This is a genomic window from Vibrio sp. YT-17, from assembly GCF_033337375.1.
Taxonomy (GTDB): domain Bacteria; phylum Pseudomonadota; class Gammaproteobacteria; order Enterobacterales; family Vibrionaceae; genus Vibrio; species Vibrio alginolyticus.
Map to the genome: position 1 here is coordinate 70,868 of NZ_JAWOQP010000022.1, position 10,717 is coordinate 81,584.

At 46.1% G+C, this 10,717-nt stretch carries 11 protein-coding genes; 7 read left to right on the plus strand and 4 right to left on the minus strand.

What is annotated here, in order from left to right; all coding sequences use genetic code 11:
- The first annotated feature begins 405 nt into the window (after nucleotides 1–405).
- Complete coding sequence (locus tag R7F67_RS19075; protein ID WP_005378877.1) at nucleotides 406–960, plus strand: TMEM165/GDT1 family protein; 555 nt, start codon at nucleotides 406–408, stop codon at nucleotides 958–960.
- Between the two features lie 160 nt (nucleotides 961–1,120).
- Nucleotides 1,121–1,381, plus strand: a complete 261-nt coding sequence (locus R7F67_RS19080) for a hypothetical protein (RefSeq protein ID WP_005378878.1) — start codon at nucleotides 1,121–1,123, stop codon at nucleotides 1,379–1,381.
- A gap of 44 nt (nucleotides 1,382–1,425) precedes the next feature.
- Here R7F67_RS19080 and tusA read toward each other — a convergent pair whose 3' ends face one another.
- Nucleotides 1,426–1,674 (minus strand): sulfurtransferase TusA, encoded by a 249-nt coding sequence (gene tusA / locus R7F67_RS19085; RefSeq protein WP_005378879.1) that lies wholly within the window; start codon nucleotides 1,672–1,674, stop codon nucleotides 1,426–1,428.
- 133 nt (nucleotides 1,675–1,807) lie between these two features.
- Here tusA and R7F67_RS19090 point away from each other — a divergent pair, with 133 nt between their 5' ends.
- Together R7F67_RS19090 and R7F67_RS19095 are read left to right on the plus strand one after the other, a co-directional pair.
- Nucleotides 1,808–1,990: a hypothetical protein gene (locus R7F67_RS19090; protein ID WP_005378880.1), complete on the plus strand. Its 183-nt coding sequence runs from the start codon at nucleotides 1,808–1,810 to the stop codon at nucleotides 1,988–1,990.
- A 168-nt stretch (nucleotides 1,991–2,158) separates the two neighbouring features.
- Entirely contained in the window at nucleotides 2,159–3,103 is a 945-nt protein-coding gene (locus tag R7F67_RS19095) for a LysR family transcriptional regulator (RefSeq protein WP_017821924.1), read from the plus strand.
- A gap of 52 nt (nucleotides 3,104–3,155) precedes the next feature.
- Here R7F67_RS19095 and R7F67_RS19100 read toward each other — a convergent pair whose 3' ends face one another.
- The 3 genes from R7F67_RS19100 to fadB form a co-directional block, all read right to left on the minus strand.
- On the minus strand, nucleotides 3,156–4,136 hold the full coding sequence (locus R7F67_RS19100) for an MDR family oxidoreductase (RefSeq protein WP_213962126.1): 981 nt from the start codon (nucleotides 4,134–4,136) through the stop codon (nucleotides 3,156–3,158).
- A 250-nt stretch (nucleotides 4,137–4,386) separates the two neighbouring features.
- Nucleotides 4,387–5,562: an acetyl-CoA C-acyltransferase FadA gene (gene fadA / locus R7F67_RS19105; protein WP_006743176.1), complete on the minus strand. Its 1,176-nt coding sequence runs from the start codon at nucleotides 5,560–5,562 to the stop codon at nucleotides 4,387–4,389.
- A gap of 14 nt (nucleotides 5,563–5,576) precedes the next feature.
- Entirely contained in the window at nucleotides 5,577–7,748 is a 2,172-nt protein-coding gene (gene fadB / locus R7F67_RS19110; protein WP_258476234.1) for a fatty acid oxidation complex subunit alpha FadB, read from the minus strand.
- 261 nt (nucleotides 7,749–8,009) lie between these two features.
- Here fadB and R7F67_RS19115 point away from each other — a divergent pair, with 261 nt between their 5' ends.
- The 3 genes from R7F67_RS19115 to hemG are packed head-to-tail and all read left to right on the plus strand — an operon-like array spanning nucleotide 8,010 to nucleotide 10,674.
- Entirely contained in the window at nucleotides 8,010–8,633 is a 624-nt protein-coding gene (locus R7F67_RS19115; protein ID WP_005378891.1) for a YigZ family protein, read from the plus strand.
- Nucleotides 8,634–8,679: 46 nt separating this feature from the next.
- A complete protein-coding gene (locus R7F67_RS19120; RefSeq protein WP_005378893.1) occupies nucleotides 8,680–10,137 on the plus strand; it encodes a TrkH family potassium uptake protein in 1,458 nt (485 codons plus the stop codon).
- Between the two features lie 9 nt (nucleotides 10,138–10,146).
- A complete protein-coding gene (gene hemG, locus R7F67_RS19125; RefSeq protein ID WP_005378894.1) occupies nucleotides 10,147–10,674 on the plus strand; it encodes a menaquinone-dependent protoporphyrinogen IX dehydrogenase in 528 nt (175 codons plus the stop codon).
- Nucleotides 10,675–10,717: the final 43 nt, after the last annotated feature.

The window sequence follows — 10,717 nt, forward strand, 5'->3', positions numbered from 1 at the left end:
AAGAGTAATTACGGTTGAATAAATTAACAATCTAGTATAACCAGATATTGAGCATGGGAGTAGAGCTAATCTTGATTAATTCGTGGGCGATTTTCTCCTTTAATGAATTTTTACCGCGTTATCTGCTGTATTTTTCCTAAAAGGGAGTTTTCGCCTGCTTTGGCTCTTGAGAAGCGCAACAAAGGTGGCTAGAATTGCGCCTGTCTTTGGGGAGTAGCTTACCTGATGAAGTTTCTGTTTCATCTGGTTCGTCCGTCAACATAATTGGTGCAAAATCACCATGGCGTTCGAGACTTGAAGCCTTTCAAGTTTAGCAAGACCTTAGACAAATCATCACGAACCGGGGTAGGGGCGTGAGGTTTGTCTTCGGTTAAAAATAATAATCCCTGCCCCAATGAGCATGTCGTGAGCGTTTTAGCTATTTCAATTACTACTGTAGCGTTAGCAGAAATTGGCGATAAGACCCAATTGCTATCTCTATTACTCGCAAGTCGTTACCGAAAACCAATCCCAATTATTGCAGCAATCTTTTTGGCAACTATTGCCAACCACGCTTTGGCTGCATGGTTAGGTGTGGTTGTCGCAGACTATCTATCACCTGAGATTTTAAAGTGGGTGCTGGTGGTCAGTTTTGTCGCGATGGCGGCTTGGGTTCTGATCCCGGACAAACTGGATGATGACGAGCAGATTTCTAATCGAGGCCCATTTATTGCCAGCTTTATCGCGTTCTTCGTTGCGGAGATAGGCGATAAAACTCAGATCGCCACTTCCATCTTAGGGGCGCAATACGCGGATGCGTTAAGTTTGGTGATTATCGGTACCACAATCGGTATGCTGCTGGCGAATGTACCTGTGGTCCTGATTGGTAAATTGTCGGCCGACAAGATGCCTTTAGGGCTGATCCGTAAAATCACCGCATTTTTGTTTATTGCTCTGGCAATAGGGGCTGCACTGTTCTGATTTTTTGCACGTGAAATGATGTGAGTTATCAATCATTAGTAGCGTGCTGCGCGAGTTCAAACTCTGACTCTAAATCGTTCCGTTGCGTGACGGATGACATATAAGTGTCATACTTGTCATGGTAGTTTAATGGTGTGAATGATAGCGAGAGGGCAAGTTTATGCTTACACGTTACATGGGGATGTCCCCGAAGAGTCAGAGTTATTTATTCACTTTTGGTTTAGCGCTGTGTTTACTAGCGATGGTGCTAACTGATATGTGGTTACCGATTGTAGCAGGATCGTTCGTTCTTACTGGATTGACAGTAGAAGCGTGGATTCGTGTCGCTCACATCATTCCTATGCATGAAGAGATGCGGGCAATGAAGAAACAACTTAACAAGCTCCAATCAGAAGTTCGCACACTCGAATACGACGAATAAACAAACGGCAGCCAATATTGGCTGCCGTTTTTAGTTCGACCAGATTATTCCAATCCTTTCTTGATCAGGTACTGATACGGAACTTGCTCCGTTTGTGCCGCAACTAATTGGTGGTCCATAAAGCGGCAGAAACTCGGAATGTCTCGAGTTGTGGATGGATCGTCTGCTTTGACCAGCAAAATCTCACCATCTTGCATGTTGCGAATTGTCTTCCTGACCATCATCACTGGCTCTGGGCAGCGCAGTCCTTCCGCCTCTAATGTCTTGTTTGCCAGTTCAGGATTAAAGCTCATAGTGTGATTCTCGTAACTAACTGAGCGTTGAATTTTACTTTCGTTGAAAAAATATTCAATAACCACTTGGCAAACCGAATTTTTTGTTTTACCTTAAATTAACAATTTGGTAACAACTGGCAAGGGAGAGGCAATGTTAACAGCGTTAGACAGACTTACGATTTACTCAGTGCTGTGTTTTATCTCGTTTTGTGCATTGGTACTCAGGACGCCAGCTGACACCTCTTTGACGCCTCTTGTAGGCATGGTTGCCACTATTATTGGGATTTGGATCGAGATGCGCAGATGGTCTGGCGCATCTGAGCAAGAAAATTAGCGCTTCTTGCTTGGATCAGAATGCTTTTAATAACGCTCACCTATTTTTTACCGACACTTCATTCCGACACTATCCCCATTTTTCTTGGGCTTCCCCGCTGAAAGGCGGGATTTTTTTTGCCTAAAGAGTACAATTTACCCAAACACATACAAAATAAGTGGCTAATTCGTGGAACTGGAAGATATCTATCGCCGAGATTTAAATTTACTGGTTGCGTTGCGAGTACTGATAGAGGAAAACAGTGTCAGTAAGGCAGCAACACGTCTGAACTTGAGTCAATCGGCAATGAGTCGTGTGCTTGGTCGTCTGCGTGACTTATTGGGAGATCCGCTGTTTACTCGTCAGGGACAGCATTTGATCCCAACTCAGAAAGCGTTAGAGATCGATCGCTCATTGGGCGAGCCATTAGAGTCTTTACGTCAGTTGTTATCTCCGGTTGAGTTTGACCCATTGCAATGCGTGCAGACTTTCAACATCGTGACCACCGACTATGCCATGCAAACGATCTTACCGTTCGCTTTGCCGAGAATTTACCAAGAAGCGCCAAACGTGTCTTTCAACTTCTTACCACTGCAACACGACCGTTTATCAGATCAGCTCACTTATGAAGGTGCAGACTTAGCGATTTGTCGCCCGACAGGCCCGGTGGAGCCTCTACGCAGTGAAGTGTTGGGGCGAGTGGGGGTGCTGTGTATGCTTTCAAAACAGCATCCATTAGCGAATAAAGAAATGAGCTTGGATGATTATCTGAGTCATCCACATGCCATGATCGCCATCAGTGATGGTGTTAAGGCACTGATCGAACAAGCTTTGATGGAGAAACCTAAGCGTAAAATGGTTCTGCGGGCTTATCATTTAGAAGCCGCATTGGCGATCATGGATACCTTGCCAATTATCATCACAGTACCAGCGGATTTGGCGTATCTGGTTGCCGAGCGTTATGACTTGGTGGTGAAACCATTACCATTCCAATTCACGCCGTTTGAATACTCGATGATTTGGCATGCGCGTTGCGAACATTCTCCCGCTCAAGAATGGTTAAGAACGATTGTGCGTGAAGAGTGTAGCCGTCTGATAGCTAAACGTATCGAAGATATGGGACTGAACTGCTAACAAAAAAGAGCCAGCAATGCCGGCTCTTCGTCTATTTACACTGAGTCAGTGTTTATAGCTTGATAACCACACGACCCGTTACTTGACCGTTGGTGATGTCTTCTGCATATTTCGGTGCTTCAGCAAGAGCAACTTCAGTACACGCTTGCTCGAAGTAGCTGTCTGGTAGTAGCTCGACCAGCTTTTCCCATGCAGCGATACGTTTCTCTGTTGGGCACATTACTGAGTCCACACCTTGTAGGCGAACATTACGTAGGATGAACGGCATCACTGTGGTTGGTAGATCAAAACCACCAGCAAGACCACAAGCTGCAACTGCACTGTTGTAATCCATTTGCGCCAATACTTTTGCTAGTACTTTGCTTCCTACAGTATCAACCGCACCTGCCCATACTTGTTTTTCAAGCGGACGTGCTGGTTCTTCAAATTCAGTACGGTCGATGATGCGGCTAGCACCTAGTTTTTCAAGTAGCGGGCCGTTTTCCTCTACACGACCTGTCACTGCAGCAACTTTGTAGCCAAGCTGTGCTAGAAGCGTTACTGCGACTGAGCCTACACCGCCACTTGCGCCAGTTACTAGGATTTCGCCATTTTCAGGTTTGATGCCTGCATCAAGCAGTGCTTGAACACACAGCATACCAGTGAAGCCAGCAGTACCAACCATCATTGCTTTCTTGCTGTCTAGACCTTTTGGTAGTGGTACTAGCCAATCCGCTTTTAGACGAGCACGCTGAGACATACCACCCCAGTGGTTTTCACCCACGCCCCAGCCAGTAAGGACAACTTTGTCACCAGCTTGGTAGCGGTCGTCTTCTGAGCTTACTACCGTACCTGCTAGGTCAATACCTGGCACCATCGGGAAGTTACGGATGATTTTACCTTTACCTGTGATCGCAAGACCGTCTTTGTAGTTTAACGATGAGTAATCAACGTCAATCAGAACGTCGCCTTCAGGCAGTTGTGTTTCATCGATTTGCTCGATGTTAGCGATAGTACGTTTGTCTTCTTGATTTAGAACTAGAGCATTAAACATAAGGTTCTCCGATTGTGCGGTAGCATGACTCTGGGTCACATGCAGCAAGATATTAACTGGTCTAAGTGTATGTCTTCTTTGTCTATGAATAAAATGAAACTTGAGCATTTAATGTATGCTCTTCATGCATGTTTGATGTAAAACAAAGGGCGACATCAATTGTCGCCCTTAAGTGTAATACTAAAAATTTTAGTACTAGTTCATTTGCTTATGATTGTTGGCTCGATCACTACAACAACGTCTTGAACTGTTATGGTCGTTCAAATACTGTCGCAATGCCCTGACCCAAACCGATACACATGGTGGCCAGACCGTATTTCGCGTCTTTCGCTTCCATTAGGTTGATCAACGTTGTTGAGATACGTGAACCAGAACAGCCTAGTGGATGACCCAATGCTATCGCACCACCGTTAAGGTTGACCTTCTCATCCATAACATCAAGCAGGCCTAAGTCTTTAGCACACGGCAGAGACTGCGCGGCAAATGCTTCGTTTAGCTCAACCACATCCATGTCTTCAATTGAAAGACCGGCACGCTTGAGCGCTTTTTTCGTCGCAGGTACAGGACCGTAACCCATAATAGAAGGATCGCAGCCCGCAATGGCCATGCCTTTAATACGTGCACGAATCTTCAAGCCAAGCTCATTGGCTTTCTCTTCACTCATGATCAACATCGCTGATGCACCATCAGACAGAGCCGATGATGTACCGGCTGTTACTGTACCGTTTGCAGGGTCGAACACTGGGCGAAGTTGAGATAGACCTTCAACGGATGTTTCAGGGCGAATCACTTCGTCGTAATCCAGAGTGAACAGTGTGCCGTCTGCTGCGTGGCCTTCAATTGGTAGAATTTCGTTTTTAAAACGACCCTCTACGGTTGCTGCGTGCGCACGAGCGTGAGAGCGAGCGGCAAACTCGTCTTGTTGCTCACGGCTAATACCATGTAATTTACCAAGCATTTCAGCCGTTAAGCCCATCATGCCCGCAGCTTTTGCTACGTTCTTTGACATACCTGGGTGAAAGTCTACACCGTGGTTCATTGGCACATGCCCCATGTGCTCAACACCACCAATTAGGCAGATTTCAGCATCGCCAGTCATGATGGCACGTGTACCGTCGTGAAGCGCTTGCATTGATGAGCCACACAAGCGGTTCACCGTCACGGCGCCAATTTCAATCGGCAGACCAGCAAGCAGCGCCGCATTACGTGCAACGTTAAAGCCTTGCTCTAGTGTTTGCTGTACACAGCCCCAGTAGATGTCTTCAATCTCGCTTGGGTTCACTTGTGGGTTACGCGCAAGAATGCCTTTCATTAGGCGCGCAGATAGATCTTCTGCTCGTGTATGACGGAAAGCACCACCTTTAGAGCGACCCATTGGAGTACGTAGACAATCGACTACGACAACATTTCTTGTTTGATTAGTCATTTTAGAATCCCTCCTTAGATAGAACCTTGCTGTTGTGCACCGTAAAAGCTTTCACCTTTCGCCGCCATATCAATCAGCATTTGCGGTACTTGGTACATCGCACCTAGCTCGGCGTGTTGTTTTGCCATTTCAACGTATTCAGCAATACCCACGCTGTCTAGATAGCGGAATACGCCACCGCGGAATGGAGGGAAACCAAGACCATAAACCAATGCCATATCTGCTTCCTGCGGAGTCGCGATGATGCCTTCTTGTAGGCACAGCACCACTTCGTTAATCATTGGAATCATCATACGTTGAATGATGGTCTGATCGTCAAAGTCCTGCTTATCGGCACAAACGTCAGCAAGTACCGGTAAGATCGCTTCGGAGAAGGTTTTCTTCGGCTTACCTTTTTTATCTATGGTGTAGCTGTAGAAGCCATTACCATTTTTCTGACCATATTTGTCTGCTTCGAACAGTGCATCAATCGCATCACGACCTTGTTTACCCATACGCTCAGGGAAACCGTCAGCCATCACAGCTTGTGCGTGGTGCGCGGTATCAATGCCGACTACGTCAAGCAAGTACGCCGGTCCCATCGGCCAGCCAAACTTACGCTCCATGACTTTGTCGATTTTCGTAAAGTCAGCACCATCACGAAGTAGCATGCTGAAACCGCCAAAGTATGGGAACAATACGCGGTTAACGAAGAACCCTGGGCAGTCATTAACGACAATTGGTGATTTGCCCATTTTCGCAGCATACGCCACAACACGGTTGATGGTTTCATCAGAGGTGTGCTCACCACGGATGATCTCAACAAGAGGCATACGATGCACTGGGTTGAAGAAGTGCATACCACAGAAGTTTTCTGGGCGTTTTAGTGATTTTGCCAATAGGTTGATAGGAATCGTCGAGGTGTTTGAGGTGATAACGGTGTCGTCACCGACATGGGATTCAACTTCACTTAAAACTGCTGCTTTTACTTTCGGGTTTTCAACGACAGCTTCAACAATCACATCAGAGTTTTCAATACCTGCGTAATGTAGGCTCGGTGTGATTGACGCTAAAATACCCGCCATCTTAAAGCCATCAATGCGACCGCGAGATAAGCGTTTATTCAGCAGCTTAGATGCTTCAGTCATGCCTAGGTCGAGCGACGCTTGCGCGATGTCTTTCATTAAGACAGGCACACCTTTTAGCGCTGATTGGTAAGCAATGCCGCCACCCATGATACCTGCACCTAACACGGCTGCACGTTGCGTGTCTTTACTTGCTGACTTCGCTGCTTTTTTCGCAATGCCTTTGATGTATTGATCATTAAGGAATAGGCCAACGAGTGATTTTGCTTCTTCCGATTTAGCCAATTTCACGAAGTGCTTACGTTCAATGTCTAACGCTTCATTACGTGCAAAGCGAGCACCTTCTTCAATCGTGATAACGGCTGTCATTGGGGCAGGGTAGTGAGGGCCTGCTTTTTGTGCCACCAGACCCTTCGCCATGGTGAAGCTCATCATTGATTCAAGCTTACTCAGCGTTAGCGGAGATGTTTTCTGTGCTCGGCGTGCTTGCCAGTCAAGTTTCTCGTTAATTGCAGAGTCAAGAGTTTTTAGTGCTGATTCGTATAAAGCATCAGTCTCTACAACTGCATCGAGTAAGCCAATTTTCAATGCTTCATCAGCTCGGCATGCTTTACCTTGGGTGATGATTTCCATTGCGCTGTCTGCGCCAATAACGCGAGGTAAGCGTACACAACCACCAAAGCCCGGCATGATTCCCAGTTTCGTTTCTGGTAGGCCGATGCTGGTGGTTTTGTCACCAATACGCATGTCTGTTGCTAGCACACATTCACAACCGCCACCAAGAGCGTGGCCTTTGATCACTGAGATGGTCGGAACGGGTAAGTCTTCTAATTTGTTAAAGATGCTATTAGCAAATTGCAGCCATTGGTCGAGCTCGGCATCCGTTTTAGCAAACAGACCTAAAAACTCGGTAATGTCTGCGCCTACAATGAATGCGTCTTTATCTGAAGTGAGCAACAACCCCTTGAGGCCTTGATGGGCAATGAGCGCATCAAGAGCTTTATCTAGCGATTCTAATGTCGCTAGGTCGAGTTTGTTGACGGATTTTGGAGAGCAGAAGCTTAGCTCTGCAATACCATCTTGTATTTCCTTTACCTGTAGGGTTTCGGCTTGGTAAATCATTGTCTATCTCCATGACATACAATCGTGGATTGTCTGTATACCTATTTCAACGACGCCGTGTACCTCGGCAAATAGGTATCGAGGAAGTCGTTTTATTTTTGTTCTGGTTTGACCAGTAAGGTTAGTTTGGATCGTGGATTGTTTAATTTCAATACATTTTTTAAACAAGTGTTTAACATTGTGCGCTGTGGCAGATCTTATGCGACGGGTAAATCACACTCGTGATAGACTTCAGGCAAATAGACATGAATCCATAATCCTATGAATGACAAGCCTTATCTGATTCCAGCAGAGCCCGCTCAATTTGAAGAAGAAATTAAAAAGAGCGTCTTCATTACTTATTTGGCACACACGCCAAGTATCGAAGCTGCAAAAGCATTTGTTGATCAAATCAAAGCTAAACACGCTGATGCTAGACATAACTGTTGGGGCTTTGTTGCTGGTCGACCAGAAGATTCGATGAAGTGGGGCTTTAGTGATGATGGAGAACCTTCAGGGACGGCAGGCAAACCAATCCTGGCGCAGCTGTCTGGATCTGGGGTGGGGGAGATCACGGCTGTGGTCACGCGATACTCTGGTGGAATCAAGTTAGGTACAGGCGGCTTGGTTAAAGCGTATGGGGGTGGGGTTCAACAAGCGCTCAAGCTGCTTCAAACTATTGAGAAAAAAATAACCACAAAGCTCAGACTAACGTTAGACTATGGGTTTATGCCTATCGCACAATCAATCATGCCGCAATTTGGTGCGATAGAAGTCGAGGCTGAATACAGCGATCAGGTCGTATTAGTGGTGGAAATTGAGCTTCGAGAAGTGAGCGCGTTTACCCAAGCAATCATCAATAAAAGCGGGGCAAAGGCAATTGTCACTCCGCTAGACGGACAATAATGAAAAACAGGAAGCAACAGGGACAGCTTCGCTAGTCAATTTATCCATGCAATTTCGTTCAATTATTCGAATCGTCGGGCTACTGCTCGCACTCTTTAGTGTCACTATGCTTGCGCCAGCACTCGTTGCGCTGATCTATCGAGATGGTGCTGGTGTGCCTTTTGTCACGACATTTTTTGTTCTGCTGTTTTGTGGGGCCGTTTGTTGGTACCCAAACCGCAGGTATAAGCACGAGCTTAAAGCTCGAGATGGCTTTCTTATTGTCGTCTTATTCTGGACAGTACTTGGCAGTGCAGGCTCGATCCCCTTTCTCATTGCTGACAACCCGAACGTCTCAGTGACAGATGCGTTTTTTGAATCGTTTTCTGCTCTCACGACGACCGGGGCGACCGTTATTGTTGGTTTGGATGAGTTACCTAAAGCGATTCTATTCTATCGACAGTTACTGCAGTGGTTCGGCGGTATGGGAATCATCGTATTAGCGGTGGCGATTTTGCCAGTACTTGGCATTGGTGGTATGCAGCTTTACCGCGCCGAGATCCCTGGTCCAGTCAAGGACACTAAAGTGACGCCGCGCATAGCAGAAACTGCTAAGGCGCTTTGGTACATCTATCTGAGCCTGACTATCGCCTGTGCTTCGGCTTTTTGGTTAGCTGGTATGACGCCATTTGACGCCATCAGTCACAGCTTTTCCACCATTGCTATTGGCGGCTTCTCTACCCACGATGCCAGCATCGGATATTTTGATAGTTACGCGATTAACCTGATTACTGTGGTTTTTCTGCTTATATCTGCATGTAATTACACACTGCACTTTGCTGCATTTGCATCAGGTGGCGTACATCCCAAGTATTACTGGAAAGATCCTGAGTTTCGCGCCTTCTTGTTTATTCAAGTGCTGCTATTTATCATTTGCTTTCTATTATTACTGAAACATCATTCTTACACATCGACATACGATGCTTTCGATCAGGCTCTGTTCCAAACCGTATCAATATCCACAACAGCGGGCTTTACGACAACAGGTTTTGCGGATTGGCCGCTCTTCTTACCTGTGCTGTTATTGTTCTCTTCCTTTATAGGTGGTTGTGCTGGTTCAACAGGCGGCGGCATGAAAGTGATCCGTATCCTGCTTCTTACCTTACAAGGTGCGCGTGAACTAAAACGTTTAGTCCATCCACGCGCGGTTTACACCATCAAAGTAGGTGGCAGTGCCCTACCGCAACGTGTTGTCGATGCGGTTTGGGGTTTCTTCTCCGCATACGCATTGGTATTTGTGGTTTGTATGTTGGGGTTGATTGCAACAGGAATGGATGAGCTCAGTGCGTTCTCGGCGGTGGCTGCGACTCTGAACAACCTCGGTCCTGGCTTGGGAGAAGTTGCGCTTCACTTTGGTGATGTTAACGACAAAGCAAAATGGGTATTAATAGTTTCTATGCTGTTTGGTCGTTTGGAAATCTTTACCTTACTTATTCTACTTACGCCGACGTTTTGGCGTAGCTAAGGGGAAATCGTGGCAAAAGCATTATTTCTATACTCTTCCCGCGAAGGGCAGACTAAAAAAATTCTCCACTATATAGATGAACAACTTCCAGATTTCGATTGTGAGCTGGTGGATTTACATAATGTCGAGACGATTGACTTCAGCCAATACGACAGAGTATTGATAGGCGCCTCTATTCGCTATGGCCATCTTAATAAAAAGCTATACCAGTTTATTGAGCGAAACCTCAATCAATTGGAGCAAAATAAAGTGGCATTTTTCTGCGTAAACTTAACCGCTCGTAAAGAGGACCAAGGAAAGGATACACCTGAAGGTAGTGCCTACATTCGCAAGTTCCTAATTAAGTCCCCTTGGAAACCAACGCTAATCGGTGTTTTTGCTGGTGCACTTTATTACCCACGTTATAGCTGGTTCGACAGAACTATGATTAGGTTCATTATGTCGATGACGGGTGGAGAAACCGATACGACCAAAGAGGTGGAGTACACCAATTGGGAAAAAGTGGCTCTTTTCGCAGATAAATTTAGAGAACTGTAGAAATAACGTGCTCTTTTGACCGCTTTTGATGCAAATTTATCCG